At 71.7% G+C, this 25205-nt stretch carries 29 protein-coding genes; 15 read left to right on the top strand and 14 right to left on the bottom strand.

The window, feature by feature from the left end:
* Positions 1-2 precede the first annotated feature (2 nt).
* Positions 3-620, bottom strand: a complete 618-nt coding sequence (locus HNQ07_RS15255; protein ID WP_184113345.1) for a DedA family protein — start codon at positions 618-620, stop codon at positions 3-5.
* A gap of 90 nt (positions 621-710) precedes the next feature.
* On the opposite strand from HNQ07_RS15255, the gene HNQ07_RS15260 reads away from it, so the two are divergent.
* The 3 genes from HNQ07_RS15260 (at position 711) to HNQ07_RS15270 (ending at position 2940) form a co-directional block, all read left to right on the top strand.
* Entirely contained in the window at positions 711-1373 is a 663-nt protein-coding gene (locus HNQ07_RS15260) for an HAD family hydrolase (protein ID WP_184113346.1), read from the top strand.
* A 94-nt stretch (positions 1374-1467) separates the two neighbouring features.
* On the top strand, positions 1468-2484 hold the full coding sequence (locus HNQ07_RS15265; RefSeq protein ID WP_184113347.1) for an aldo/keto reductase: 1017 nt from the start codon (positions 1468-1470) through the stop codon (positions 2482-2484).
* Positions 2485-2640: 156 nt separating this feature from the next.
* Positions 2641-2940, top strand: coding sequence for a hypothetical protein (locus tag HNQ07_RS15270; RefSeq protein ID WP_184113348.1), 300 nt, complete (start codon positions 2641-2643; stop codon positions 2938-2940).
* 20 nt (positions 2941-2960) lie between these two features.
* Here the strand turns inward: HNQ07_RS15270 and HNQ07_RS15275 are convergent, their stop codons facing one another.
* Positions 2961-3647 (bottom strand): PIG-L deacetylase family protein, encoded by a 687-nt coding sequence (locus HNQ07_RS15275; protein ID WP_184113349.1) that lies wholly within the window; start codon positions 3645-3647, stop codon positions 2961-2963.
* Between the two features lie 92 nt (positions 3648-3739).
* Here HNQ07_RS15275 and HNQ07_RS15280 point away from each other — a divergent pair, with 92 nt between their 5' ends.
* The 6 genes from HNQ07_RS15280 (at position 3740) to HNQ07_RS15305 (ending at position 8584) form a co-directional block, all read left to right on the top strand.
* On the top strand, positions 3740-4750 hold the full coding sequence (locus tag HNQ07_RS15280; RefSeq protein ID WP_184113351.1) for a GNAT family N-acetyltransferase: 1011 nt from the start codon (positions 3740-3742) through the stop codon (positions 4748-4750).
* The gene (locus tag HNQ07_RS15285) at positions 4747-5715 is read left to right on the top strand and encodes a GNAT family N-acetyltransferase (RefSeq protein ID WP_229832059.1); all 969 of its coding nucleotides are present in this window, start codon (positions 4747-4749) and stop codon (positions 5713-5715) included. The genes HNQ07_RS15280 and HNQ07_RS15285 overlap by 4 nt, the downstream gene beginning before the upstream one ends.
* On the top strand, positions 5712-6668 hold the full coding sequence (locus tag HNQ07_RS15290; RefSeq protein WP_184113353.1) for a GNAT family N-acetyltransferase: 957 nt from the start codon (positions 5712-5714) through the stop codon (positions 6666-6668). Before HNQ07_RS15285 ends, HNQ07_RS15290 begins: the two co-directional genes overlap by 4 nt.
* A 1-nt stretch (position 6669) precedes the next feature.
* Positions 6670-7389, top strand: a complete 720-nt coding sequence (locus tag HNQ07_RS15295; RefSeq protein WP_184113355.1) for an arginase — start codon at positions 6670-6672, stop codon at positions 7387-7389.
* Between the two features lie 33 nt (positions 7390-7422).
* Positions 7423-7938: a hypothetical protein gene (locus tag HNQ07_RS15300; RefSeq protein WP_229832060.1), complete on the top strand. Its 516-nt coding sequence runs from the start codon at positions 7423-7425 to the stop codon at positions 7936-7938.
* A gap of 91 nt (positions 7939-8029) precedes the next feature.
* A complete protein-coding gene (locus tag HNQ07_RS15305) occupies positions 8030-8584 on the top strand; it encodes a VUT family protein (RefSeq protein ID WP_184113357.1) in 555 nt (184 codons plus the stop codon).
* Between the two features lie 16 nt (positions 8585-8600).
* On the opposite strand, the gene HNQ07_RS15310 is transcribed toward HNQ07_RS15305, so the two are convergent.
* The 3 genes from HNQ07_RS15310 to ispF are packed head-to-tail and all read right to left on the bottom strand — an operon-like array spanning position 8601 to position 10272.
* Entirely contained in the window at positions 8601-9062 is a 462-nt protein-coding gene (locus HNQ07_RS15310; RefSeq protein WP_184113359.1) for a tRNA (cytidine(34)-2'-O)-methyltransferase, read from the bottom strand.
* Entirely contained in the window at positions 9059-9781 is a 723-nt protein-coding gene (locus tag HNQ07_RS15315; protein ID WP_184113361.1) for a metallophosphoesterase, read from the bottom strand. Before HNQ07_RS15315 ends, HNQ07_RS15310 begins: the two co-directional genes overlap by 4 nt.
* The gene (ispF, locus tag HNQ07_RS15320; protein WP_184113363.1) at positions 9778-10272 is read right to left on the bottom strand and encodes a 2-C-methyl-D-erythritol 2,4-cyclodiphosphate synthase; all 495 of its coding nucleotides are present in this window, start codon (positions 10270-10272) and stop codon (positions 9778-9780) included. The genes HNQ07_RS15315 and ispF overlap by 4 nt, the downstream gene beginning before the upstream one ends.
* A 131-nt stretch (positions 10273-10403) precedes the next feature.
* Here ispF and HNQ07_RS24400 point away from each other — a divergent pair, with 131 nt between their 5' ends.
* The 3 genes from HNQ07_RS24400 to HNQ07_RS15335 are packed head-to-tail and all read left to right on the top strand — an operon-like array spanning position 10404 to position 12256.
* Positions 10404-11198, top strand: a complete 795-nt coding sequence (locus HNQ07_RS24400) for a GGDEF domain-containing protein (RefSeq protein WP_184113371.1) — start codon at positions 10404-10406, stop codon at positions 11196-11198.
* A 59-nt stretch (positions 11199-11257) separates the two neighbouring features.
* On the top strand, positions 11258-11698 hold the full coding sequence (locus HNQ07_RS15330; RefSeq protein ID WP_184113374.1) for a COG4315 family predicted lipoprotein: 441 nt from the start codon (positions 11258-11260) through the stop codon (positions 11696-11698).
* A 45-nt stretch (positions 11699-11743) separates the two neighbouring features.
* Entirely contained in the window at positions 11744-12256 is a 513-nt protein-coding gene (locus HNQ07_RS15335) for a hypothetical protein (RefSeq protein WP_184113376.1), read from the top strand.
* A 3-nt stretch (positions 12257-12259) separates the two neighbouring features.
* On the opposite strand, the gene HNQ07_RS15340 is transcribed toward HNQ07_RS15335, so the two are convergent.
* From HNQ07_RS15340 to HNQ07_RS15355, 5 genes are all read right to left on the bottom strand, one after another.
* A complete protein-coding gene (locus tag HNQ07_RS15340) occupies positions 12260-15076 on the bottom strand; it encodes an ATP-binding protein (RefSeq protein WP_184113378.1) in 2817 nt (938 codons plus the stop codon).
* Positions 15077-15143: 67 nt separating this feature from the next.
* Positions 15144-15452: an IMPACT family protein gene (locus tag HNQ07_RS24405; RefSeq protein WP_308430880.1), complete on the bottom strand. Its 309-nt coding sequence runs from the start codon at positions 15450-15452 to the stop codon at positions 15144-15146.
* A 6-nt stretch (positions 15453-15458) separates the two neighbouring features.
* On the bottom strand, positions 15459-15764 hold the full coding sequence (locus tag HNQ07_RS24410) for a YigZ family protein (RefSeq protein ID WP_308430881.1): 306 nt from the start codon (positions 15762-15764) through the stop codon (positions 15459-15461).
* A gap of 22 nt (positions 15765-15786) precedes the next feature.
* Entirely contained in the window at positions 15787-16401 is a 615-nt protein-coding gene (locus tag HNQ07_RS15350) for an NUDIX domain-containing protein (protein WP_184113380.1), read from the bottom strand.
* 9 nt (positions 16402-16410) lie between these two features.
* Positions 16411-17781: a DUF4403 family protein gene (locus tag HNQ07_RS15355; RefSeq protein WP_229832062.1), complete on the bottom strand. Its 1371-nt coding sequence runs from the start codon at positions 17779-17781 to the stop codon at positions 16411-16413.
* Between the two features lie 216 nt (positions 17782-17997).
* On the opposite strand from HNQ07_RS15355, the gene HNQ07_RS15360 reads away from it, so the two are divergent.
* Together HNQ07_RS15360 and HNQ07_RS15365 are read left to right on the top strand one after the other, a co-directional pair.
* Positions 17998-18864 (top strand): peptidase associated/transthyretin-like domain-containing protein, encoded by an 867-nt coding sequence (locus HNQ07_RS15360; RefSeq protein WP_184113382.1) that lies wholly within the window; start codon positions 17998-18000, stop codon positions 18862-18864.
* A gap of 82 nt (positions 18865-18946) precedes the next feature.
* Positions 18947-19546 carry a GrpB family protein gene (locus tag HNQ07_RS15365; protein WP_184113384.1) on the top strand — a complete coding sequence of 200 codons (600 nt, stop codon included), beginning with the start codon at positions 18947-18949 and terminating at the stop codon, positions 19544-19546.
* Positions 19547-19589: 43 nt separating this feature from the next.
* Here the strand turns inward: HNQ07_RS15365 and HNQ07_RS15370 are convergent, their stop codons facing one another.
* The 4 genes from HNQ07_RS15370 to dkgB form a co-directional block, all read right to left on the bottom strand.
* The gene (locus HNQ07_RS15370; protein ID WP_184113386.1) at positions 19590-20300 is read right to left on the bottom strand and encodes a phosphotransferase family protein; all 711 of its coding nucleotides are present in this window, start codon (positions 20298-20300) and stop codon (positions 19590-19592) included.
* 137 nt (positions 20301-20437) lie between these two features.
* Positions 20438-21502: a M36 family metallopeptidase gene (locus HNQ07_RS15375; RefSeq protein ID WP_184113388.1), complete on the bottom strand. Its 1065-nt coding sequence runs from the start codon at positions 21500-21502 to the stop codon at positions 20438-20440.
* A gap of 151 nt (positions 21503-21653) precedes the next feature.
* Complete coding sequence (locus HNQ07_RS15380) at positions 21654-21935, bottom strand: DUF1905 domain-containing protein (RefSeq protein ID WP_184113390.1); 282 nt, start codon at positions 21933-21935, stop codon at positions 21654-21656.
* A 127-nt stretch (positions 21936-22062) separates the two neighbouring features.
* On the bottom strand, positions 22063-22872 hold the full coding sequence (gene dkgB, locus HNQ07_RS15385; protein WP_184113392.1) for a 2,5-didehydrogluconate reductase DkgB: 810 nt from the start codon (positions 22870-22872) through the stop codon (positions 22063-22065).
* Positions 22873-23015: 143 nt separating this feature from the next.
* On the opposite strand from dkgB, the gene pnp reads away from it, so the two are divergent.
* Positions 23016-25181, top strand: coding sequence for a polyribonucleotide nucleotidyltransferase (gene pnp, locus HNQ07_RS15390; RefSeq protein WP_184113394.1), 2166 nt, complete (start codon positions 23016-23018; stop codon positions 25179-25181).
* Positions 25182-25205 lie beyond the last annotated feature (24 nt).

Consider the following 25205-nt stretch of genomic DNA (forward strand, 5'->3'; position numbering starts at 1 on the left):
TTCTAGGAGCGCTTCGCCGTTCCCTGCTCGCGCCGGCGCCGGACGAACCACACGATGAGGGCCACGGCCGCCACGCCCACGATGATCTGGCTGGCCGGGCCGATGTACTCCTCGACCCGGTCGTAGTTCTCGCCCAGCGCGTAGCCGGCGCCCGCCAGGGCCGAGGCCCACAGCCCCGAGCCGATGGCGGAGTACAGCAGGAATGTCGGGAGCGGCATGTCCGACATGCCCGCCGGGAGGCTCAGCAGACTGCGGATGCCCGGCACCATCCGGCCGAACAGCACCGCCTTGGGGCCGTGCCGGTCGAACCACTCGTCGGCGCGCCGGACGTCCTTGCCGCTGATGGTGAGCCACTTGCCGTGCTTGTCGGCCCACGCGACCAGCCGCTCCTCGCTGAACACGCGGCCGACGTAGTACAGCGGCAGCGTGCCCAGGACGCTGCCCAGTGTGCCCATCACGATCACCAGCACCAGGCTGAGTTCCCCGCGCGACGCCGCGAAGCCCGCCGACGGCATGATCAGCTCGCTCGGAATGGGCGGGAAGAGGTTCTCCAGCACCATCAGCAGCAGAATGCCCGCGTAACCCAGGCTGTCCATGAGGCCCTGCACCCACTCGACCATGTGTCCAGGCTACCGGGCCAGCCCGGGCGGGACGTCCTGCGGACGTTCACGTGGCCTTCTGACGGCGCAGGCCCACTCTAGACTGCCGGCATGACGTTTTCCCCGCGCGCCGTGATCTTCGACTTCGACGGCACCATCCTGGACACCGAGAGCCGGGAATTCCTGCACTGGCAACAGCTGTACCGCGAGCACGGCCGCGAACTCGCCCTGAGCGAGTGGCAGCGCGGTATCGGCACATGGGGCGCCTTCGATCCGTGGGCGGGGCTGCCCGAGGCCGTGCAGGCCGACCGCGAGGCCGTGCACGCCCGCCTGCGCGACACGCTGCACGCGGACATTGCCGCGCAGGACGTGCGGCCCGGCGTGCGCGCCGTGCTGGAGGACGTGAAGGCGCGCGGGCTGGCGCTGGGCCTGGCGACCAGTTCTGACCGCGCGTGGGTGACCCGCTGGCTGTCGCAGCACGCGCTGCTGGACCTGTTCGGCGCGCTGGCGACCCGCGACGACGTGCGCCGCGTGAAACCCGACCCGGAACTGTACGTGCTGGCCGCCGAGCGTCTGGGCGTACCGGCCGCCGAGTGCGTCGCCGTGGAGGACTCGTTCAACGGCGCGACCGCCGCCGTCGCGGCCGGGATGCGGGTGGTCGTGGTGCCGAACGACGTGACGCGCACCCAGCCCTTCCCGCCCGAGTGGGCGCGCCTGGACGACGGCTATGTGGACGGCCTGGACGGCCTGCTGCGCGCCGCGCACGCGGACTGACGCGCGGCGGCGTTCTGCGGCGCTGGACAGCCGGGAGCCCGGATGTGGCATCATGCGAAACGTTCACAATCTCGGTTCCCTGGAGGCACACACCATGACCACCTACCGTCAACTGGGCCGCAGCGGCCTGCACCTGTTCCCGCTGGGTCTGGGCACCATGCAGTTCGGCTGGTCCGCCGACGAGGCCGCGTCGCAGAGTATCCTCGACCACTACGTCGGCGCGGGCGGCAACTTCATCGACACCGCCGACATCTACACCATGTGGACGGCCGGCAACCCCGGCGGCATCTCCGAGGAGATCATCGGCCGCTGGATGAAGGACCGCGGGAACCGTGACGACCTCGTGATCGCCACCAAGGTGCGCGGCGCGATGGGCGAGTTCGGCAAGGAAGGCCGCTCGACCATCAAGCAGCGTGAGGGCCTGTCGCGCCGCTGGATCCTGAAGGCCTGCGAGGACAGCCTGCGCCGGCTCCAGACCGACCACATCGACCTGTATCAGGTGCACTGGATCGATGCACTGGTGCCCATCGAGGAAACGCTGTCGGCCCTGACGGACCTGGTGCGCCGCGGCTACGTGCGCTACCTGGGGTGCAGCAACTACAGCGCGTGGCGGCTCATGCAGGCCCTGTGGGTCAGCGACACGCGGCACCTGGAGCGCTTCGTGAGCATCCAGCCGGAGTACTCGCTGCTGTCGCCCACCCGCGCGAACTTCGAGCGCGAACTCCAGCGGGTGTGCGTGGAGTACGGTCTGGGCGTGGTGCCGTGGAGCCCGCTGGGCGGCGGCCTGCTGACCGGCAAGTACCGCCGCGGCCAGCCGCTGCCGGACTCGGTGCGGGCGGGCGAGGCCGGCCACCGTCTGACCGAGCAGAACGACGCCATCATCGGCACGCTGGAGACGGTGGCCGCGCGCCACGGGGCCAAGCCCGCGCAGGTGGCGCTGGCGTGGCTGCTCCAGACGCCCGCCATGACCGCGCCCATCATCGGCGCGAACTCGGTGGCGCAGCTCGACGACCTGCTCGGCACCCTGACCCTGACGCTGACCCCGGAGGACGTGGCCGAGATCAACACTGCCAGCGACTGGGAGCGCGCCCGCACCGAACGCGAGAACTGAGGGCAGAGCGCGTGTCGGGGACTGGCCGGGGACGACCCGGCCGGTTCTCTTTGCTGCGTGTCAAGACTGAGAAGGTGCTCCGGACGGAACGGACCAGCCGGGCCGGTAGAATGCGGACCTGTCCTTCCGCCCACCCTGCCCGGCCCGAGGTCTTCCATGTTCAGCCTGTTCCGTAAGAAAGCCCCCGCCAATCCGTACGTGAAGCAGGACGACCAGCAGACCTTCCGCGTGCGGGTGCGGACCCGCCCGCACGGCGACGTGGTCGAGTTCCGCTTCACGAAGAGTGCGCACATCGGCATCGACGACGACGGCAACCACATCTTCCGCAAGCCGGTGGTGTCGCCCCGGCACTTCGACAAGGGCGAACTGACCGTGCACTTCGACCGCAACTACACCGTGACCGGGACGGACGGCGAGAACGTGGACTTCATCCCCGTGGCCGAGTGGGAGGACTGAGGAGGCTCAGTCCAGGGCGTTCAGTTCAGTCCGACCTCGTGGAAGGTCTCGGTCGTGATGCGTTCCGGGAACTTGCGGATGAAGTCCACGGTGCTCAGCGCCTGCGAGCGGTGGCACGCGATGGCCTGCAACTTGCGCGTGATGTACGGCGTGACGTCGTGGCGCGTGTTGGGCCGCAGCCACAGCGCGCGCAGCTCCTCGTTCTCGGGCGGGGTGTCGCTGGCGTAGTACCACAGCCGGGGCCGCTCGCCCTCTGGCAGGCGGTCCCACGCGGCCTTCGCCAGCCGGTGGGTGGTCACGTGGTCCGGGTGGCCGTTGCTGCCGTTGGGCGGAAAGGTCAGCAGGATCTCCGGGCGGTACGTGCTCAGGGCGCGCCACGCCACGTCGACCAGCGTCTCGAACGGCTGATCCCTGAGGGACTTGTCCGGGAAGTGGTGGTGCTCGAACACGCTGCCCGCGTGGACGGCCTCTGGCCGGGTCAGGCCGATCACGTCCAGCGCGGCGCCCAGTTCCACCTCGCGCAGCCGCGCCAGCTCCTCGGGCGTGTCGCACAGGCCCAGCGTCCGGCCCGCCTCGCCGCGCGTGAGGGTCACCAGCCCGCAGGCGTCCCCGGCCTCCAGATGGCGCATCAGGGTGCCGGACGCGCCGTAGACCTCGTCGTCGGGATGCGGCACGATCAGCAGCAGCTTCAGGCGCGTGTCGGTCATGTCCCGGAGGATAGTGCGCCCGGCGCAGGGAGCGCCCTGTGCTAAGCCCACTGGCCGATGCGTCCCCGCGCCGGCCGGGTCACCATGACGCCATGAGTGCTCCCACGCCGCCCGCGACCTTCGTGCTCCGCGACCCCCGAGTGCCGGACGACTACGGGCCGATGGCCGCCGTTCTGCGGGTGTGCCAGCCGGACTGGCCGGTCACGCCCGAGGACCTGGAGCGCGAGGACCGCACGCGTGACCCGGCGCTGTACCAGACGCGCGTGGTGGCGGAGCAGGACGGCCGGATCGTCGGGGTGGGCGGCGCCGGGCACGACGACCGCTCCTTCGAGGAGTGGCGCTACTGGGGCGGGGTGAACGTGCACCCGGACGCGCGCGGCCAGGGCATCGGCTCGGCGCTGTATGACGAGCTGCTGCGGCGCCTCACGGCGCGCGGCGCGCGGGAACTGCGGACCGGCAGCAGCGACCGCCCACACGACGCGCCGGGCCGCGCCTTCCTGGAAAGGCGGGGCTTCGCGCCCGCGTGGGAGCGCTACGAATCGCGGATCGACACCCGCACGCTGGACCTCGCGTCCCTGGACGGCGTGCTGGCGCAGGTGGAGGCGCAGGGCGTGCAGCTGCGCTCGCTGACGGACCTGGCCGGCGACCCGGAGCGTGACCGCAAACTGTGGGAACTCGACTGGCTGCTGTTTCAGGACATCCCGATGGGCACCGTGTTCACGAAAAAGGCCATGGAGCAGTGGGTGACGGAGGAACTGGGCGACCCGCACCTCGCGCCGGAGCTGTCCTTCGTGGCCGTGCGCCCGGGTGCGGACGATCCGCTGACGGGCGACTACGTGGGCTACTCCACGCTGGGGCGTAGCGAGCCCGGCCAGTACTACATCGGCATGACCGGCGTGCTGCGCTCCGGGCGCGGCCGGGGGATCGCCAAGGCGCTGAAGGTCGCGGCCATGCGCGCCCTGCAGGCGCAGGGGGGCGGGGTCATCAAGACCTTCAACGACCCGCCGAACACGGCCATGCTGGGCATGAACGCGGCCCTGGGTTTCGTGCGCACCGCCACCCGCTACCGCTACGAGAAGCGCCTGGACGGTGACTCCGCGTGACTGCCGGGGTGATCCGCGAGGCGACGGACGCCGACATCCCGGCCCTGGTAGAGATCATGAACGAGGTCAATCCTGCGCGTCCGTGGACGCCGCAGACACTCGAGCACGAGACCCACTTCCTCCGGACCCACCCGCTGGGCCTGCACCTGGCGCAGTGGATCGTGGAGGACGCCGGGCAGCCGGTCGCCACGGCCGCCGCCCTGCAGTTCGCCGGGATGTACCACCCGGACCGCTACCACGCGGAGGTGATGGTGCGGCCCGCCGCGGAGCGCCGCGGCATCGGCACGGCGCTCGCGGCCACGCTGGACGCCCACCTGCGGGCGCGCGGAGCCCGCGAGGTGCTGGCCGGCGCGTACGAGGACCAGCCGCACGCGCTGGCGTTCCTGACCACGCGCGGCTTCACCGAGGCCATGCGCGTGTGGGACAACGTCCTCGACCTGCAGGGCTTCGATCCGGCCGCATGGACCGGGCAGGGCGCGCTGCCCGCCGGGGTGCGCGTGCTCTCGTACGCGCAGCTGGAGGCGGAACTCGGGCCGGACGCCGCGCTGCGCGCCTATTACGACGGCTTCCACGAGGCCCGCGCGGACGTGCCCCGCACCGGTGACGCGACCGAGCTGACCCTGGACGACTTCCGCCAGCGCTTCGACAACCCCGCGATGTTCCCGGAGGGCATGCTGCTGGCCGTCACGGACGCCGGTGAGGTCGTGGCGGTCTCGGAGCTGTGGCGCTGGACCAGCGATCCCCGGCGGCTGGACACCGGCCTGACCGGCACGCGCCGCGCGTGGCGCCGCCGGGGCCTGGCGCTGGCGCTGAAACTCGCGGCGATCCGTGTGGCCCTCGCGCACGGCGCCGCCGAGATCTGGACCGGTAACGCCACCACCAACGCGCCCATGCTCGCCATCAACGAGCGCCTGGGCTTCCGGCCGCGCCCGGCCTTCATCGAGATGAAGTGGGGGGGCGTGTGACGCTGGACGTCCGCCCGGTACAGGAGCACGAGTGGGACGCCGCTGCCCGCGCGTACTCGGCCGCGCACCCGCACGAACCGCTGAGCGGCGCGGACCTGCACAAACGCCAGCGCGAGCAGGAGGACTGGGGCTACGGCGCCGCGACCCTGGCCGCCGCAGCCGGCCCCGAGATCGTGGGCGTGGGCGCGTACTTCCAGAATCCCGGGTCGTACCACCCGCGCCGCTACACTCTTGACCTTGGTGTGCTCCCCGAGCGGCAGGGGCAGGGGGCGGGCGCCGCGCTGTGGGCCGCCGTCGAGGCCGCCCTGCGCGCCCGAGACGCCGAGTCCGTCCGCGTGCTGGCGCGCGAGGACCATCCGGTGGCGCCGGGTTTCCTGGCGCGGCGCGGCTTCGTGGGCGACAAGCGCTACTTCACCAGCGCGCTGGACGTGGCGGCCTTCGACCCGGCGCCCTTCGCGGGCACCCTGGCGGCCGTGACGGCACAGGGCGTGGAGATCCGCAGCCTGAGCGAATTGCGCGCCGCCGGTACGCCGGACCTGGACGCGCGCCTGCACGCCCTGATGAGCGACGTGCGCACGGACGTGCCGCGCAGCGAACCCGCCACGCCGCTGTCCTTCCAGGTGTTCACGGAGGCGGTGCTGGGCGATCCGGGCCTGCTGCCGGACGCCTACCTGGTCGCGGTGTACGGCGAGGACTTCATCGGGCAGACGGCGCTGTTCGCGTCGGAGGTCAGCGACCTGCTGTTCACCGGGCTGACCGGCGTGAGCGCCGCGTGGCGCGGCCGGGGCGTGGCGACCGCGCTGAAGGTCGCGGCCGCCCGGGTGGCCCGGGACCGCGGCGCGCCCACCATCCGCACCGACAACGCCAGCGACAACGCGCCCATGCTGGCGGTCAATGGGAAGCTGGGTTTCGTTCGCGATCCGGCCAGCGTGTCGTACCTCAAGGTCTTCTGACATGCTGCTCAGCGTCGACTGGGACGCGTTCTCGGGGACCCGGGAACTCGTGTTCGACGCGCCCATCTGGGGTACCCGCGACCGCCCCCACGACCGCACCGACGCGTGGTGGACACGGGTGCTCCGGCGCGGCGGCACGTCCTGGGCCGCGCTGGAAGGCGATTACCCCCTGTACCCCGGCTGGGAGGCGCTCGGCCGCTACGCCGGGGTGCCGGCGTTCGTGGCCCTGAGCCACGCCGACGCGTGGGCGTGGCTGGAACGCTACCCCGGTCAGGACGTCCTGAACGTCGATTCGCACCACGACCTGGCGAGTTTCAGCGGCGATCCGCGGCGCGTGCGGCCCGGCAACTGGGCGGGCCTGGGACTGCACGCGGGCCTGATCCGCCACTACACCTGCGTGTACCCGGCGTGGCACGCGCACCTGCCCGTCGCGGAGGGCTTCGACCTGGCGCGCACCCGCGCGGAAGTGGGGCCGCTGCTCGCGCCGGACGTGCTGGAGCGCGCCGCCCTGCGCCGGCAGCTGCATCCAGACGCGGGCTGGCCGGACGCGGCGCAGGTCACGTCCGTGCTGCTGGTGCAGTCGCCGGCGTGGACGAGTCCCGCGCACGACGACACCTTCACGGATGTGGTGCGGGGGGTGGGAGCCACCCCGATCTCTGAACCCCTCGAACGTCACGTGCCGTATACCGTGGGTCATGCCACGTCTTACAATCGGAGCTGACCAGCCCACCGATTCCGCCCAGGAGACCCCGACGTGACCAGCACCAGCGACACCCACTCGACCCCCGTCGCCTTCCAGGTGGGTGTCTTCGCGCTCGTCCAGCACCAGGGCTCGTACCTGATCGTGCGCCACCACCAGCCCCTGCTGCCCGGCGGCACCCAGAGCCTGCCGGGCCTGATCCTGGACGTGCCGGCCGGGAACAACATCATCGAGCTGCACCTGCGCCGCGCGCTGCTGTCACAGGTGGGCCTCGCGGTCAGCGACCTGCGGCTGGTCGGCTCGCACGCCGGCCGGGGCGTGCAGAGCGGCCGGGGCGACGCCCGACTGAACCTGATCTTCGGCACGCAGTACTGCTCGGGCATCCTCAATCCCCAGCCGGACGTGCTCTCGGGCGCCGAGTGGCTGCCCAGCCACGAGTTCGGGGAATACAGCGGCGCGCCGGAGTGGCTGCAGGGCGCCATCCGCGAGTTCGAGACCGTGACCGTGCCGCCCACCGCCCGCACCCCCGGCATGCCCCTCCCGTCGTTCTTCCGCCGCCGCCAGGGCTGACGGCCGCGCCCGGCCCGGTGCCGCGGGCGGGCGTCTGGTACTCTCCTCCGGGCCCCGCGACCCCTGCGCTCGCCCCGGCCCGGAGGACTCCATGACCACCCTGCCCGCCCGGGGGCGCCCGGCCCCGCTGCCCCTCGTCCTGATCGGCCTGTACGCGCTGAGCATCCTGCTCGCCAACATCCTGCTCAACAAGTTCATTCCGCTGCCGGTGTACGGCCTGCTGAGCGTTGGCACGGTGTTCTTCGCGGCGGTGTTCACGCTGCGCGACCGCATTCACCGCGCGGGCGGCCTGCGGGCGGTGTACATCGCCATCGCTGCGGCCCTGATCGTGAATACGGTCGCCACCGTCCTGACCGGCACGCCGTGGCGCTTCATCGGCGCGAGCTTCCTGGCGATCCTGGTCGGGGAACTCGCGGACACGGCCGTGTACCAGCGGCTGACCCGGCGCTCGTGGTGGACGCGGGTGCTCGCCAGCAACGCCGTGAGCGTCCCGCTGGACAGCGTGCTGTTCAACCTGCTGGCCTTCGGCGGCGACATGCCCGGCAGCCAGATCGCGCAGATCATCTACGCGGACATCGTGGCGAAGTACGTGATCGCCGCACTGTTTGCCCTGCGGGTGCGGCACGTGACGCGCCGCGCCGCGTAGCCGGGACGCGCCCGCGCTACCAGCCCTCGATCTGCCGCCCCGCCTCGAAGGCCGCGACGCCCGCCGCCACCGACAGGTTCAGGCTGCGGCCCCCGCCCGGCTGCGGGAGTTTCAGGGCCGGCAGGGCGCCGCGCAGCCACTCTGGCAGGCCGCGCGACTCGGGGCCGAACAGCAGGTAATCGCCGCGCGCAAAGCCCGCCCGCGTGTGCAGCACGGTCGCGTGCGTGCTGAAGGCCCACACCCGCGCGCCCGGCCCCAGCGTGCCCTGGAAGGCCGTCCAGTTGGCGTGCTCGTGCAGCGTGACGCCCTGCAGGTAGTCCATCACGGCGCGCCGGAACTCGCGGTCGTGCAGGTGGAAGCCGAAGGGGCGGATCAGGTGCAGGTCCGCGCCCAGCACCGCGCAGGTGCGCGCCACGTTGCCCACGTTCCCGGCCTTCTCCGGCTCGAACAGCACCACGTGCAGCAGCGGCCCAGTCACGCGCCCACCCCGGTCAGGGCGCGCCAGTGCGCGGTGGACGCATACGCCCGGCGCGCGGGCACGGCCACCACGTCCAGTTCCGGGTAGCGCAGGGCCGTGAGCTGCCCGCCGAACACGCAGCCGGTGTCGAGGTTCACCGTGCGCCCCCGCCACTTCGGGGACAGCACCGACGTGTGCCCGGAGGCGACCAGCGCCGACCCGGTGTAGCGGCCCGCCCAGTCCAGCTCCGGCGGTACGCCCGGCGCGGTGCCCCACACGTTGAAACGCTCGCGGGTGGCCGGGTCGTCCGTGTCCAGTTCGCCCGCGTGCACGACCAGCAGGCGGCCACCGTCCAGCTCCAGCCGCGCGGGCAGCGCCGCCAGGAAGTGCCAGACGGCGTCCCGCTCGGCCGCGTCCACGGCCGAGAGCTGCGCCAGCGACACGTGCAGCGACCGCGTGGCCTCCACGCTGTCCCCGCCCAGCGCGCGGGCCAGGCGCTCGTCATGGTTGCCGCGCACGCTCAGCGCCGCGCCGCCCTGCACCGCCCGGCGGACCAGCCGCACGACCTCCACCACGTCCGGCCCGCGGTCGACCAGATCGCCCACGAACACCGCCCGGCGGCCCGGCGGCGGCACCAGCGCCCCGCCGTTCCACGCGTAGCCCAGCGCGTCCAGCAGGGCCACGAGTTCCGTGTGGCAGCCGTGCACGTCCCCGATCACGTCGAGGCCCGCCGGGCTCACTCTGCGGGCTCCACCCGGGCCAGCAGCGCGCTCACACGCACCTGCACGTGCGCCGGCGCGAGCCCCTCGGAGGTCTTGAAGCTCACGCCGACCTCGGCCTCCGGCAGGGCCAGCAGCGCCGCCACGCTGCGCGCAATGTCTGTCCGCAGCGGCCCCAGCTTGGGGCGGTCGAGCGTGACCACCAGCGCCACGTTCACCGGCGCGTAGCCCCGCTCGCGCACGAGTTCCAGGGCGCGCGCCACGATCACCCGCGAGTCCAGGCCGCGCCACTCGGCGGCGGTGTCCGGGAAGTACTGCCCGATGTCGCCCAGCGCCAGTCCCGCCAGCAGGGCGTCCGCGACCGCGTGCAGCACCGCGTCGCCGTCGCTGTGCGCCACCGCGCCGTGCGGCGCGTCTGGAACGGTCACGCCGCCCAGGACCAGGGACCGCCCCGCCTCCAGGCGGTGGGCGTCCTCGCCGTACCCGATGCGGTAGGGAAGGGGAGAAGTCATGCCGCGAGCATAGGGCACCCCCCGCGGCCGCACCCTGCGACCGGATGTTAACGCCTCACTAATGCCCCCCCTGTCACGCTGCGCGCAGATCAAGCGGCGCCGATTTCCAGCGGCCCGAGGGAGAACAAGACGTGACCCCCACCCCGCCCGACCCCCTCTTCGAGCACCTGCCCCACGCGGCCCTGCTGTGGTCAGGTCCCCCCGGCATCACGTCGGCGCCCCGGCGCAACGCCGCGTACGACCAGCGCCACCCCGCCGCAGCGCTGCCGGACACCGCGCGCACGTGGCCGGACGGCGTGCACGTGCGCCGCCTGCCCACCCACGGGGGCGACCTGCGCTTCTGCCGCGTGCACGTGGCGACCCTGCCCGGCGCGGCCCGTCTGGCCCTGATCGAGGACGTGCACGAGTACCACACCGACCCCCTGACCGGCCTGCTCGACCGGCGCGCGCTGCAGCACGACATCCTGTCCGAGACGCCCGGCAGCGTCGTGCTGCTCGGTATCGAGGGCCTCGGGGGGGTCAATCACACCCTCGGCCACGCCGCCGGGGACGACCTGCTGCGGGCGCTCGCCACGCTGCTGGCCGCGGCCGCCGACGCCGGGCGCGGTCAGGCCTACCGGCTGGGCGGCGACGTGTTCGTGCTGCACACGCCGCGGCCGGTGCCGGCGGAGCGGCTGGACCACCTCCAGGGCCGCTTCCAGCGGGCTGCGTGCCGGCTGGGGGTCCGCAGCGCCCACGTCTTCACCGGCACGGCGCATGCTCCGCAGCACGGCAACACCCTCCACCACCTGATCCTGCACGCCGACGCCGCGATCAGCGAGGACGCCCCGGAGCGCCCGGACGGCGCGGCCCGCTTCCTGGGCCCGGCCGAGCCCGAGGTCACGCCACACCCGGCGCGCCGCCCGCGTGGCTGGGCCGGGTCATGAACGTCCCGGCCGTTCCCCTGCGGTCCGCCGCGGCCCGGTCCACCCCGCCTGGAGGGCGCATGCGGCACTTGCCTACCCTGCCGGAACTCACGGGCGTGCACGTCAGCGGTGAGTGCGTCATGGGCACCACCGCGCGCGGCCCGCTGGCGCTGTACCGCTACGCTCCGTTGCAGGGCGCGGTGCTGACCGGGCAGGTCATTCCCTTCGCCGCGCAGTGGCCCGAGCACCTGAAACTGTTCGTGTACCGCTACTCGCCCGTGCCGGCCCTGGTTCCCGGCCCCCTGCCCCCGTCGCTGCTGGGCCGTTTCGGTACGCGGCCGCGCGACGCGGGTGGCCTGCGTCCGTGGGATCAGCTGACGTACCAGGGCTGGCCGGTGTACGTGTGCACCCTCGATCGCCCCGGCGCGCGCCCCGCCGGCATCATCGACAGCCAGTTCGAACAGCTGCGCGTGGACGTGCAGGTGTTCGAGGAGGAGGAAACCAGAAGCCAGGGACCATGACCACGAAGATTAAGGCGTCGTCACAAACCAATTCAGGGAGGAAGCATGACGGACAGTCGCTATAGGGATTCACAGGACACGGTCGTTTTCTCCGAGATCAAGATCGATCCCAGCGGGACGATGATCGTAGGAACGGCGGCAGATGGCCAGGAATTTCAGCTCTATTACTACACTCCATTACAGGACAACATCGATCATCAGGAAGGTAGTAACGGTTTCATACCACCATTCTACGGCGCCCAGTCGAATCCATACGGCTCAGCGCAGTGGCCGAATTACCTTCTGAGATTTGTCGAACAGTATCTACCTGTCCTGTCCAACGAAGACCTCGAAATAGAGTCCTCTATCCTGTCCAAGATCGGCCGGCAGAAAAGAGACGGTACAATACAGGGCGAACAGGTGACCTTTGGTTTTCACCCCCTTTATTATTTGGCAGACGGCGGGAACGAGAAGGCCAAGGTCAAGCTCCCTGCCTTGTTCGACACGGTGAATGAAGACCTTCCGCCGCTCCAGCGACCATCAATGCCGACCTTCCCGCCTCCGGGGATGGGACCGTAATACCTACAGACGGTCAAGCTGCTCCTGAAGCCAAGCCTGGAGTGAGCTGACGCTGAGCAACGAGCCCGGGCCAGAATTGCTGCCGCCCGCCAGCTGCGCCCGCCGCCGCTGATCGAAGTGGACATTTCCGTCGTGTGCGATGGTGTTGAGTGTGACAACGACATGCGCTGGTGCCTGGCCTCGGAGATCACCGGCGACGATCAGGAAGAGTTCGATAATGTCCCAGGGATTGCCTTTCTGAATGCTGGACTGGAGCGCTACGGTCGCTGTACGGCGTGCCTGTGGCGTTCGGCCTCTGGCATAGAGCAGCTCCGTCTGGATCAGCAGCCGTTCGGTCTCACCCTCGACACCCTCCGAATGTGTGAGGATTTCGTCGAGTTGTGCCAGGGTCGCCTGGGCATCACGAAGTTGCCCCAGACGGAGTTCGATTCGCGCCTGGCCGATCAACAGCCCGACAGCGAGCTTCGTATCTCTCGCTCGTGTACTGGCGGCCAGCAGATCGGCAGTTTCCCGGTGTAGGTTGTACAGATCTTCCTCCGGCAGGTACAAGCGGACATCCAACATCATTCGCCGTATGTTCAAAGCCCAGACAAACGGCATTCCTGCAAGATCCGCTTCGAGAGCAGCAATACCCTGCTCAATCTCCGCAACATTCCCCAGATAGCTCAGATAGGTCAACACGTTCATCCGGTAGCCCGCCACCCGCATGCGGTCATCCAGTTGCTCCGCCAACGCCAACGCCTGCCGGCTGAGGTCCACAGATGCCTGGTACTGGCCCTGCTGGGCTCGCACGCTCCCCAGCGTATTCAGCACCTTCATGCGGCTGGCCGGGTCGCCCGCCAGCGGTCCCTGGAGAAAACGCGCGGCCAGCGTCTGCGCGTCCAGCAGCCGGCCGGCGCGGTACGCCAGCCACATGCACGCGATCTGTGTGGCGGCCTGCACATCGGCGGTCGCCCCGGCGTCCTCGGCCTCGTCGGCCAGGGCGGCGAAGACGTCGGTGCCGCTGCCCAGCAGGCCGCGCCGGTCGTAGTGCGCGAGCAGGTGATCCACCGTGCTGGTCTTCAGGGTGCCGCCCTCCAGGGCGGTGGACATGGCCACGCGCAGGTTGCCGCGCTCCTCGTCCACCGGTGGGCTTTCCGGAGCCTGCGCGGCGAACCACGTGAGGTAATGCGCGGCGTGGGCCTGTCGGGCAGCGCGGGTCAGGTCCGGGTGCGCGTGGGCCTGGGCGTTGAGCAGTCCCGTCAGGGCGGGGTACACGCGCAGACGCTCGCTGCCTGGCCGGTACGTTTCCAGGAACGAGTGGGTCAGCAGGGCGTCCAGGTCGGTCCCCGACACCCCCAGGGCGGGGGCATCGGCCGGATCGAAGTCGGGGCATACGCCCACGCGCAGGGCGGCGTCACGCTCGCCCGCGCTCAGCAGGTCCCACGAACGCTGGGCGACCAGCATCAGGCCCCGGCGGCCGTCGTGGTCGCCGCCGGGACTGCTGAGGGTCGCGGCCTCGGCCAGCACGCGGGCATACACGTCGTCCAGCGCCTCCACGCGCAGCCACGACGCGGCCAGCGTCAGGGCCAGCGGGTGGCCCAGCAGGCGGCGGGTCAGGCTGCCGATCACGCCCGCGTTGCCGGGTGTCAGGGCGAAGTCCCGGCGCACGCGGCCGGCCTCGCGCAGGAACAGGGCCACGGCGCTGCTCGCGGCGATCTCCGGCAGGTCCGCGTCGGGCGGGGGCACGTCCAGGCCGCTGAGCGTCAGGGCCAGGGTGTCCACCGTGTCGGCCTGGCCGAGTTGCCCCAGGCGGCGCCGGCGGCCGCTGAGCACCCAGCGCACGTCCGGCAGGTCGCGCCGCAGCGTGAGCAGCAGCGTTCCCAGGTCGTCGAGGTCGTCCACGCCGTCGAGCAGCACCACGGGCGCGTCACCCAGCAGCGGGGCCAGGCCCGCCCAGGTGCCCTGCACGGCCTGGCCGGGCGCGCGGGCGGCGGCCAGACGGGGCAGCAGGTCGGCGCTGCTGCGTGCCCCCTCGGCGTCCACCAGCACGGCATTGCGGCCGCTGCGGGTCAGCTCTCGGAGCAGCTCACGGCTCAGGGTGCTCTTGCCGATCCCGCCGGGGCCGCTCACCGCCGCGACCGCGCCGCCCGGCCTCGCGGCCCAGGCCAGCAGGGCGTCCAGCGGCGCGGCGCGGCCCAGCATGCGGCCGGTGCGGGCCGCGCCGGGCGCGGGCACGTCGTCCGGGCCGGTCAGGCCGTGTAGTTCGGTGCGCAGCTCTCCCTCCAGGGCGCTGCCCGGCAGGGTCAGGGCCAGCAGGCGGCGCAGCAGGTCCGGCTCGGCCGGCGGCGCGCCCGGCAGGCGGTACGCGCGCTCCGCGAGGGCCTCGGCGCGGGCGGGGTCCGCGGTCTCGGCCACGGTGAGCGCCTCGCCCTGCACGTGCCGGGCCAGGCGGGTGCGCCAGCCCTCGATCCAGTCCTCCAGTTCGCCGGACACGTCGCCCAGCGTCACGCCGCCCAGGAAGGGGCCGGTGTAGGCGTCCAGCGCGTCCAGCCCGCGCAGCGTCAGGAGCGTCACGGCGTCGCAGGGCATGGCCGTCTCCAGGCGCTCCTCGCCGTCCAGGGCGCCGGGTACGGCCTCGCGCAGCACGTACAGCGCGACGCGCAGGCTGGATTCCGGCTGCCGCGCGTTCGGCCACAGCAGCGTGCGCAGGTCGCGGCGGGGCGTGGGGCCTTCCAGCGCCACATACGTCAGCATCAGCAGGCTCTTGACCTTGCGGAACCTGCCCAGGCGCAGGTCGCCCAGGGTGCAGAGCTCGTCGGTGGGAATGCCCTGGGTCATCGGCGTCCGGCGAGTCTACGCCCCGGCCGCCCGCGTGCGTGGACCGGTGGATAGACCCCTGCGGCCCTCACGCCCCACCGCGCCCGTGTTCGATAACGGCCGCGCCGCGCGTTGCGTCCAGCAGGTGGCGGGTGAAGGCGCCGGCGTCCTCCGGGTAGAGCTGCGCGCCCAGCGTCACGCCGTGCGCGCCGTACGTTTCCTCGCCGCGCACGGTGTCCAGGGTGCCGAGCAGGTGGTACAGGGCGCCCACGTGCTCGAAGGGCACGCTGACCGTGAGGGTCTGCCGGGGCCGCACCAGCGTGCGGGGCGCGGCGCTCAGGCACGCGGCGGCCGTACCGCCGTAGGCCCGCACCAGCCCGCCGGTGCCCAGGTTCACGCCGCCTTAGTAGCGCACGACCACGACTATCACGTGATCGAGGTCCTGCCCGTGGATGGCGCGCAATATCGGCGCGCCCGCCGTGCCGCCCGGCTCGCCGTCGTCGCTGAAGCGGGTGGCCGGGCCGATCCGGTACGCCCACGCGTGGTGTGTGGCGTCCGGGTACCGGGCCTTCACGGCCGCGAGCTGCGAGAGGGCGTCCTGTGGCGTGTCGGCGCGCTCGGCGAACGCTAGGAACTGCGACCCGCCCACCACCTCGCCCAGGTGGTGGGGGCGGTCCAGCGTGGTGAAGGGGGGCGGCAGGTCGCTCACGGCGGGGTGACGCGCGGCCCGCTCAGAGCAGGCCCCGGCTTGCCAGCAGCCGGCGCGCATGAAAGAGGGTCAGGCTGCTCGGCCCGTCGTGGATCTCGCCGGCCTCCAGCATCCGGTACGCCTCGGGCAGCGGCACGACCACGCGCTCGATGGTCTCGGTGTCCTCGTGCGCCATGTCGCCCAGCGTCACGCCCAGCGCCACGAAGGGGTAGAACACCACGCCGCTGATGCTCGGCTGCGGGTAGAAGCCCGGCAGCGCCACCCACTCGCCGCCGCGCCCGCCGACCTCCTCGGCCACCTCGCGCTGCGCGGCGGCCAGGACGGACTCGCCGGGCTCGATGCCGCCCGCCACGACCTCGGTGATGGTGGCGCGCAGCGGGTAGCGGTACTGGCGGATCAGCACCGCGTCGCCGCTGGCCGTGACCGGCAGCGCGAACACCGCGCGCGGCCCGCGCCGGCGGTACTGGTACGTGGTCTCCACGCCGCTGGGCAGCCGCACCCGGTCTTCGGTCAGGGCGCGGCGTCCCTCGAACAGCACGCGCGTGGAGAGCGTGTCCCAGGGCTGCGCGGCGTCCTCGACCAGCGCGGACCAGTTCGCGTGTGCCGCCGGCGGCTCGGACTCGGGTCGGTCGCTCATGGCCACAGGCTAGCGCGCAGGCCCCGGCGCGGCCGGAACCAGCCCGCCCGCATCCACCCGCGCGGCCAGCACGCCGGACGCCTGCGCGACCACCACCAGCGCGGCGGGCGTGACCGTCAGGGCGCTCAGGCGCAGCGCGCCCACCGTGCCGGACAGCTCGACGCCCGGCACGGGTGTGAACGGCAACCGGGCCTGCGCGCGCTCGCGGGCACGCTCCAGCAGCGGGGCCAGCTCCACCCGCGCGGCCTGGTGCAGGTACGTCTGGGCGCGGGCATCGGCCAGCCAGCCGATCACGCGTCCGGTCAGGCCCTCGCGGCGCGTGACGACCGTGGCGTCCCGCAGCGTCAGGACGCGCCCGGTCGGGTCGAGGTCCGGTGTGCCGCTCACGTCGGCCGTCGCGCGCACCGTCAGGCCCAGCGGCCCGCGCACCTCCACGCGCACCGCCGCCGTGATCCGTTCGCCGGCCGGGTGCAGGTCCACGTCCAGCACGCGCAGGGTCGGGTGGGTGGGCACCGGCAGCGGCAGCGACCGCGCCGAGGCGTACGTGGTCGCCAGCCGGGACAGGTCCCGCCACGCCAGCCGCGCCGGCACGCTCAGGTGCACGCCGCTCTGGGTGACCGGCCCGACGCGCAGCGGCGGCAGCGGAACCGGCGTGTCCAGCGGCGCCGCCCGTCCCAGGTGCACGTCCAGGTCGAAAGTCGCGCCCAGCGTGAGCTTCAGGGCGTCCGGCGTGACGCGCAGCGGCGTGACCGCCAGCGTGCGCCCCGTGAGGGTCGCCGTCGCGCGCTCGGGGGTGGGCAGTGCCCACGGCTGCTGGCCGCGCGCCCATAGCGCCTGCGCCCGCTCGTGTAGCCGCGCGCCCGAGCGCACCGCGCGCTCGACCTCGGCCGCGACCCGGTTCAGCTGCGCCTGCACCTGGGTGTCCACCAGCGACTGCACGCTGATCCGCACGCCCGGCGCGAGGTCCACGGCCAGCGGGTCGGTCCACTCGGCCTCGCCGGTCACGGTCACGCCCGCGTCCCACCCCGGCGTCACGGTGGGCGTGACGGTCAGGCGCACCGTCGCCTCGCCGCCGAAATCCCGCGCGAGCACCGCTCCCCGGCCGCCCGGCCCGGCCCGGAACGCCGCGCGGATGGGCACGCTCACGACCAGCGCCGAGCCGTCCGCCGAGGGCGTGACGCGGACGTGCCCCGCGCGCGTGACGGTGCCCGTGAGCGTCACGCTCAGCAGGCCGCCCAGGTACGAGCGCGTCTCGTCCAGCCGCGCGAACTCGGCGGGCACCTGCGCGTTCGCGGCGACCTGTACGCCCGCGAGCGGCACCGTGACCGGCACGCTCAGCGTGGAGGGAGCCGGGGGCGGAACCTGGGCGGACGCGGACATGACCGCAGTCAACACGACCGGCATGAGAGCGCGCAGGCGGGGCAGCATCCCGCGCAGCGTAGAGCGTGACGGTGAGACGCGCCGCGGCCGCCGCCTGAGAGCCCGGTGAGACGCGCAGCCCGTCCCAGCGCGGCTACACGGGTTCTGAACACCCGGGCGGTACACCACCCTCGGCACGGAGCGACGACCGCGCTTTCACTCACCGGAGGTTTCCCCATGACACGCATCATCACGCCCTACCCCGCCGATGACCACGACCACCACGACGACGTGAACAACCTGGGCCTGCAGGCCGACTCGGCCATGCTCGCGCGCTCTGCCGTGGACCGCCGCAGGGTGCTGTCGCTGGGCCTGCTGGGCATCGGGCTGCTGGTGGGCTGCGGCGCGTCCGCGACCACGCCCGGCACCGGGAGCGGCGGCGGCACGACCGGCACCGCCGACTGCCCCGCCGCCATTCCCAGCGAGACGGCCGGGCCGTACCCCGCCGACGGCAGCGTGGCGTCCGGGCAGTCGCTGAACGTGCTGACCCGCAGCGGCATCGTCCGCAGCGACCTGCGCACCAGCCTGAGCACCGGCCACACCGCCGCCGGCGTGCCGCTGACGGTGATCCTCAAACTGGTGAACACGAACTCGAGCTGCGCGGCGCTGAGCGGGTATGCCGTGTACCTGTGGCACTGCACCCAGAGCGGCGAGTACTCGATGTACAGCAGCGCCGTGGTCGGCGAGGACTACCTGCGCGGCGTGCAGGAGAGCGGCGCAGACGGCACCGTGACCTTCCAGACCATCTTCCCGGCGTGCTACTCGGGCCGCTGGCCGCACATACACTTCGAGATCTACCCGACCCTGGCGTCGGCCACCAGCGCGCCCGGCAAGATCCAGACCTCGCAGCTGGCGCTGCCCAGGGCGACGTGCGACGCGGTGTACGCCACCAGCGGTTACTCGGCCAGCGTCAGCAACCTGTCGCGCGTCAGCCTGGCCACGGACAACGTGTTCGGCGACGGCGTGGGCACCCAGACGCCCACCATGAGCGGCAGCGTCAGCGCGGGGTACACGGCGAACCTCACGGTGGGCCTGGCGCGGTAAGGGCACGGCTGGATCCCGGGCGGCGTCCTCCGGCATCTGGCCGATGCCTCCGGGCCTGAACGGAGGCGATACTGGCCGCACCATGCCTGAATTGCCCCCGGTGCCGACGGACGCGCCCCTGACGGAGGCCGAGATGCGCGCGGCCTCCGTGGTGACGCCGGGTCCCCTGACCAGCCCCATCCCGGTCGTGCCGTACGACCCGCAGTGGCCCGCCCTGTACGCGCGGGAAGTCCGGCGCCTGCGGGGCGTGCTGGGCGACCGCGTCCTGGCCATCGAGCACGTGGGTTCCACGTCGGTGCCCGGCCTGCACGCCAAACCCATCATTGACCTCGACGTGACCGTGCCCGATTCGGCCGACGAGCCCGCGTACGTGCCCGCCCTGGAGGCCGCCGGGTACCGCCTGACTATCCGCGAACCCGAGTGGCACGAGCACCGCATGTTCAAGGGGCCGGGCACGGACATCAACCTGCACGTGTGGTCGCCCGGCAGCCCCGAGGCGATCCGGCACGTGGTCTTCCGCGAGTGGCTGCGCGCGCACCCGGCCGACCGCGACGCGTACGGAGCGCTCAAGCGCGACCTCGCCACACGCCCGTACACGTTCATGCACGAGTACAACAACGACAAGGCCACCCTGATCCGCGAGATCTACGCGCGGGCGGTCGCGGCCCAGAGCGGTTCATAGATCAGGCGAGGGGAGAGACCTGACGTGCGATGAGTCACCGCGGTCAGCGGCCCTGAATAGCATCCAGCGCGGCTTGCACGAACTGGGCGTGCCGCTCGCGCATTGTCCGCTCCTGCGCGGAGTCCAGGCCCCAGGTGTGGAGCCGGCCGCAGGGACGCAGCGCGGCACGCAGATCCCACACCGGGAGCGCCGACAGGTCGGCCCGGGCCGCGTCGGCGTACGCCCGCGTAAAGGTCTGCATGGCATCCGGGCCGGCGGCGAACAGCAGTTCCAGCCGCGTGTTGCCCACGTCGGCATGCGGATCGCCCAGCGCGGCGTCCTCCCAGTCGAGCACGGCGCTCAGCGTGCCGTGAAGCCACAGGGTGTTGCCGGGCCACAGGTCGCCGTGCAGCAGCACCTGCCGGCCGGTCGGCGGCGGGTGGGCCGCCAGCGCCGACCGGATGCGGGTCTCGGCCAGCGAGTCGTCCGGCGGGCCGGCGGGCGGAGGAACGGCCGGCAGCGGCCGCAGCGGCAGGCCCTCCGTGCTCAGCGCGTGCAGACGGGCCAGGAACCCGGCGAGCGCTGCGGGATCAACGCCCACCTCCGCGCCGCTGTCCCCGGCCATGAAGCCCTGGAGGAGCGCGCCCGGCGCGTGCCCCAGCGGTTCCGCCACCGGCAGCCCGTGACCGTGCAGCGTGCCCAGCAGCGCGAACTCGTGGGCGGCTATGTCCGGGTTCGCGCTCAGGTCGCGCGGGCCGTACTCGCGCAGCACCACGCGCCGCTCCGGCCCGTCGCAGCGTGAGGGCCGTGACCCGTGCGGACACGCCGCCTGTCAGGGGCCGCGCGGACGTCACGACCTCGCCGGGCAGGGCGCGCCGGATGAGGTCGTGCGGGAGCTTCACACCGCCGGACTTACAGGATGCCGCGGTCCGCGAAGGCCTTCTTCACCGTGGCGGCGACCGCCTTGCCGTACATCGCCTGGGCAGTGTCCACGGTCGCCTGGGCGGCCGCGGCGAAAGTGGTGTCCGGCGCAAAGCGGAACTGGGCGTTCACGATGATCCGGTCGGCCACGCGCGCCCCCAGCGCCACGCGGATATCCCACAGGGCACGCGACCAGATCTCGCCGTCGGCGTGCACCTCGCCCACCACGTCCTGCGGGTAGTGCTTGTCGGTGTCCGTGCGGCGGATGCAGTGCGGCACCGTGCGCGTGTACGACGTGCTGTCCCAGTCCATCAGGCACGGCAGTGGCGTCTTCACGGGCGCGCCGTTCGCCCGCGCCACGGCGTCCGCGACCGTCAGGGCCAGGTAGTCCCCGAAGGCCTCGCCGATGCTGCCGGCCTCCAGGCTGGTGCCGAAGCCGGGGACCTGCGCGTTGTGGACGGCATGCCCGTACTCGTGCACGATCACCTCGCCGTCCTCGGCATCGTCCACGCCACCCTTGCCGTAACGGATGATGTCCGGGTGGTCATTCTGGTACGAGTTGTCGATGCCGTACTGGCTGACCTTGATCTGCTGCTGTTCCCTGTGCACCGCCGGCAGTTCCGTGCCGAAGCCCAGCGACTGGAGGTACTTCTGCGCCTCCGTGACCCAGTAGTACGCCATGACCTGCTCGAACTGATCCTGGTCACGCGTGAAGTTGAATGGCCCGCTGCCGTACACCGGCGTGCCCGTCTCGCTGACCACCCGTGCGTAATCGCCGCTGAGGTACCCGCTGCCGTCCAGATTCGTCAGGGTGACGTTGTAGTACGCGCTGGCGGGCACGGCGGCGGCCGCGTCCTTCTGGTCCGTCAGAGACTCGTCGCCGGTCGTCTGCACGGGGTTGGGCAGGAAGGCCCGCGCGGCGGCGGCGGTCTGCCCGGTCGCGGGTTTGCCGTTCCCCCCCTGTGCGGCCAGCGTGACCGACGGCGACCGCCCGCACGCGGCGAGCAGGGACACGCTGAGGACTGCGGTCAGGGCCATCCGGCTGCTGGTTTTCATGTGCGCGCACTATAGGCCGTCGCAGACGTGTTGCACAGCCGGTCCGCACACGCCGGTCAACCGGAAAGAGTGGGGTGTCGCAGAGCTGGTGTGCCGAAAGCAGTCGGCTCCATTCCCTGTCACCTGCCAAGTTCCTTGCCGGACCCACGGCTCAGGTTCTCAGCTCCAGCGTCACGGTCACGTCCTGTCCCTCCGTCAGCCCTTCCTTCTGCCGGACGTTCGCGCGGACCGGCACGATGTACCGGCCGTCCTTGGGAAACAGCGATGTCGGCCAGCGCGTGGTGCCGATGGTCACGTACACCGGAATCATGCCCCAGCCGTAGGTCACGAAGCGGGACGCGGCCTTCAGCTCGGCCGCCTCCTCGTCCGGCACGGTCACGAAGTAATGCGGGGCCGGCCCGCGCCAGTACCACAGTGGGCCGCTGAACTCCATGCCCCACTATACGTCCGTGGACGAATTGAGGGGGGATCTACGTTCACACCTGACAGAGACCGGTCCTCCGATACTACGAATCGGCGTCCAGATCGAACCGGACGCCGACTACACACACAGCGAAGCTTCAGTCCCAGTCAGGAGCGACTGCGGCCGGGTTGGCGATGCGTTCGGCATTGCCCTTGTCCAGCGTGGCGATCTGCGCCATGTCCTCGTCCGAGAGGATCAGCTTGAGCGCGCCCAGGTTGCTCTCCAGGTTCTCCCGCTTGGTGCTGGACGGAATCACCGAGTACCCCTGTTGCAGCGCCCACGCGAGGGCCACCTGCGCGGGCGTCGCGCCGTGCTTCTGGGCAATCGCCTGGATCACCGGGTCGCCCAGCACCTTGCCCACCGCGAGCGTCATGTACGACGTCAGGTGCAGGCCCTCGGCCCGGGCGTACGCGGCCAGCGTGCGGTTTTGCAGGTACGGGTGGATCTCCACCTGGTTCGTGGCGATGGGCGTGTCGCCCAGGATCTTCTTCGCGTTCTCCAGCAGCGCGACGGTGAAGTTCGACACGCCGATTTCCTTCGTCAGGCCCTGCTGCTGCGCGTCGGCCAGGGCGGTCAGGTACTCCTCGGCTGGCACGGGGCCACGGGGCGCGGGCCAGTGGATCAGCGTCAGGTCCACCTGATCCACGCCCAGCTTCTGCACGCTCTCGCGCAAGCTGGCAACCAGCAAGTCCTTGCTGTAGTTGTCGGGCTTGATCTTCGTGGTGAGGTACAGGTCACTGCGCGCAATGCCGCTCTGCGCGATCACCTCGCCGATCTCGCCCTCGTTGCCGTAACCCTGCGCCGTGTCGATGGCGCGGTAGCCCAGGTCCAGTGCGCTGCGCACCGACTCCTTCACCACGTCGTCTTTCAGGCGGAACGTGCCCACACCAAAATTCGGAACCGTCATCTTGAACCTCCGTGCGGGGGCATCATGCGCCGCCGGGCCGAACGAACTCAAGGCGCGGGCGCTCAGCATGAAGCTTTTCATCAGCCCCGGCGGGTGCGGCGGCGCTCCCGGTTGCTGTTCGCTGAGCGGGATAGACTTCCTGCATGATTGGAAAAACGTACACGACGATGCTGGGCGGGCGCGAACTGAGCATCGAGACGGGCAGGCTCGCCAAGCTGGTGAGCGGCAGCGTGACCGTGCGCTACGGCGACACCATGCTGCTGGTGACCGCCCAGGCGCGAGAGGAGCGCAGCACGCTCGACTTCCTGCCGCTGACCGTGGAGTTCGAGGAGCGGCACTACGCGGTCGGCAAGATTCCCGGCAGCTTCCACCGCCGCGAGGGCCGGCCCGGCGAGAAGGCGATCCTCTCGGCGCGCATCACGGACCGGCAGATCCGGCCGCTGTTCCCCAAGGGTTACCGGCAGGAGACGCAGGTGATCATCACGGTGATCAGCGCAGACCAGCAGCACCTGCCGGACGTGCTGGGGCCGATCGGGGCCTCGGCGGCGCTGAGCATCTCGGACATCCCGTGGGAGGGGCCGACCGCGTGCGTGCGGGTGGGCCAGATCGACGGCGACTACGTGATCAACCCGACGGTGGATCAGCTGTCGCGCAGCACCATGGACCTGGTGGTGGCAGGCACGCGGGACGCCGTGATGATGGTGGAGGCCGGCGCGCACAGCGTGTCCGAGGACGCGCTGGTCGGCGCCATCGAGTTCGCGCACGAGGGCATGCAGGGCGTGATCTCGCTGATCGAGCAGATGAAGGCCGAACTGGGCCGCGAGAAGTTCAACTTCCTGGCCGAGGGCGACCTGAGCACGGACATCGTGCCGGAACTCGCCGAGAAGGCGCGCGCGGCCGGCCTGCGCGACGCGCTGCTGACCGCCGGTAAGAAGGAACGCGGCGTCCGCACCAAGGCCCTGCGTGACGGCATCATCGCGGGCTATGAGCCCGATCCCGATGCCGAGGGCGCCAAGGAGCGCATCACGGCGCTCAAGAACGCCTTCTACAAGGTCGAGAAGCAGGAACTCCGGCGCCTGATCATCGAGGACGACCTGCGCGCGGACGGGCGCAACTCGCGCACGGTGCGGCCCATCTGGATCGAGGCCCGGCCGCTGCCACGCGCGCACGGCAGCGCGATCTTCACGCGCGGCGAGACGCAGGTGCTGGGCGTGGCCACGCTGGGCACCGAGCGCGACGAGCTGCTGGTGGACGACCTGACCACCGAGGACAATGACCGCTTCCTGCTGCACTACAACTTCCCGCCGTACTCCACCGGCGAGGTCAAGCGCATGGGAGGGCAGTCCCGGCGCGAGGTCGGGCACGGCAACCTCGCCAAGCGCGCGATCCGGGCGGTGCTGCCGGACTTCGAGTCCTTCCCGTACGTGATCCGCGTGGTGGGCGAGGTGCTGGAATCCAACGGGTCCAGCAGCATGGCGACCGTGTGCGCCGGCACCCTGGCCCTGATGGACGCGGGCGTGCCGATCAGGGCCCCGGTGGCCGGCGTGGCGATGGGCCTGGTGATGGAGGGCGAGCGCTACCGCGTCCTGACCGACATCCTGGGCTCCGAGGACGCGCTGGGCGACATGGACTTCAAGGTGTGCGGCACCGCCGAGGGCGTCACGGCCCTCCAGATGGACATCAAGGTAGGCGGCATCACCCCGCAGATCATGCGTGAGGCGCTGTCGCAGGCGCGCGAGGGCCGGCTGCACATCCTGGGCAAGATGGCCGAGGTGCTCGCGGCGCCGCGCCCGGAACTGTCGCCCACGGCGCCGCGCATTGTGAGCGTCAAGATCAACCCGGAGCTCATCGGCAAGGTGATCGGGCCCGGCGGCAAGCAGATCCGCGAGCTGGAGGCCATGGGCGCCCAGATCACGGTGGAGGAGGACGGCACGGTGCGCATCTTCAGCGCGCAGGCCGCCAGTGCGGACGCCGTGCGCGCCAAGATCGAGAGCCTGACCCGCGAGGCGAAGGCCGGCGAGGAGTTCGACGGTACCGTCGTGAAGACCACGCCCTTCGGCGCTTTCGTGAACCTGTACCCCGGTCAGGACGGCATGCTGCATATCTCGCAGATGAGCGAGCAGCGTGTGAACGCCGTCGAGGATGTCCTGAACGTGGGCGACAAACTGCGCGTGAAGATCGCCGGCATCGACGACCGCGGCAAGATCGACCTGATCCGCCCGGAACTCGAAGGCAAGATCGCGCCCCGTGAACCGCGCGGCCCGCGTCCCGGCGGCGACCGTGGTGGGCGCCCGCCGCGCCGCGACTGAGCGTCGTCTCAACGGGAGCGGGCC

Source organism: Deinococcus metalli, assembly GCF_014201805.1.
Lineage (GTDB): Bacteria > Deinococcota > Deinococci > Deinococcales > Deinococcaceae > Deinococcus > Deinococcus metalli.

What these genes read in the sequence shown, in the direction of transcription:
- HNQ07_RS15260 (WP_184113346.1), top strand. Translation starts at nt 711, where the DNA reads ATGACGTTTTCCCCGCGCGCCGTGATCTTCGACTTCGACGGCACCATC.
- HNQ07_RS15255 (WP_184113345.1), bottom strand. Translation starts at nt 620, where the DNA reads ATGGTCGAGTGGGTGCAGGGCCTCATGGACAGCCTGGGTTACGCGGGC.
- HNQ07_RS15365 (WP_184113384.1), top strand. Translation starts at nt 18,947, where the DNA reads ATGCCTGAATTGCCCCCGGTGCCGACGGACGCGCCCCTGACGGAGGCC.
- HNQ07_RS15360 (WP_184113382.1), top strand. Translation starts at nt 17,998, where the DNA reads ATGACACGCATCATCACGCCCTACCCCGCCGATGACCACGACCACCAC.
- HNQ07_RS15275 (WP_184113349.1), bottom strand. Translation starts at nt 3,647, where the DNA reads ATGACCGACACGCGCCTGAAGCTGCTGCTGATCGTGCCGCATCCCGAC.
- HNQ07_RS15355 (WP_229832062.1), bottom strand. Translation starts at nt 17,781, where the DNA reads ATGTCCGCGTCCGCCCAGGTTCCGCCCCCGGCTCCCTCCACGCTGAGC.
- HNQ07_RS15330 (WP_184113374.1), top strand. Translation starts at nt 11,258, where the DNA reads ATGCGGCACTTGCCTACCCTGCCGGAACTCACGGGCGTGCACGTCAGC.
- HNQ07_RS15335 (WP_184113376.1), top strand. Translation starts at nt 11,744, where the DNA reads ATGACGGACAGTCGCTATAGGGATTCACAGGACACGGTCGTTTTCTCC.
- HNQ07_RS15295 (WP_184113355.1), top strand. Translation starts at nt 6,670, where the DNA reads ATGCTGCTCAGCGTCGACTGGGACGCGTTCTCGGGGACCCGGGAACTC.
- HNQ07_RS15380 (WP_184113390.1), bottom strand. Translation starts at nt 21,935, where the DNA reads ATGGAGTTCAGCGGCCCACTGTGGTACTGGCGCGGGCCGGCCCCGCAT.
- pnp (WP_184113394.1), top strand. Translation starts at nt 23,016, where the DNA reads ATGATTGGAAAAACGTACACGACGATGCTGGGCGGGCGCGAACTGAGC.
- HNQ07_RS15270 (WP_184113348.1), top strand. Translation starts at nt 2,641, where the DNA reads ATGTTCAGCCTGTTCCGTAAGAAAGCCCCCGCCAATCCGTACGTGAAG.
- HNQ07_RS15265 (WP_184113347.1), top strand. Translation starts at nt 1,468, where the DNA reads ATGACCACCTACCGTCAACTGGGCCGCAGCGGCCTGCACCTGTTCCCG.
- HNQ07_RS15375 (WP_184113388.1), bottom strand. Translation starts at nt 21,502, where the DNA reads ATGAAAACCAGCAGCCGGATGGCCCTGACCGCAGTCCTCAGCGTGTCC.
- dkgB (WP_184113392.1), bottom strand. Translation starts at nt 22,872, where the DNA reads ATGACGGTTCCGAATTTTGGTGTGGGCACGTTCCGCCTGAAAGACGAC.
- HNQ07_RS15280 (WP_184113351.1), top strand. Translation starts at nt 3,740, where the DNA reads ATGAGTGCTCCCACGCCGCCCGCGACCTTCGTGCTCCGCGACCCCCGA.
- HNQ07_RS15340 (WP_184113378.1), bottom strand. Translation starts at nt 15,076, where the DNA reads ATGACCCAGGGCATTCCCACCGACGAGCTCTGCACCCTGGGCGACCTG.
- ispF (WP_184113363.1), bottom strand. Translation starts at nt 10,272, where the DNA reads ATGACTTCTCCCCTTCCCTACCGCATCGGGTACGGCGAGGACGCCCAC.
- HNQ07_RS15305 (WP_184113357.1), top strand. Translation starts at nt 8,030, where the DNA reads ATGACCACCCTGCCCGCCCGGGGGCGCCCGGCCCCGCTGCCCCTCGTC.
- HNQ07_RS15350 (WP_184113380.1), bottom strand. Translation starts at nt 16,401, where the DNA reads ATGAGCGACCGACCCGAGTCCGAGCCGCCGGCGGCACACGCGAACTGG.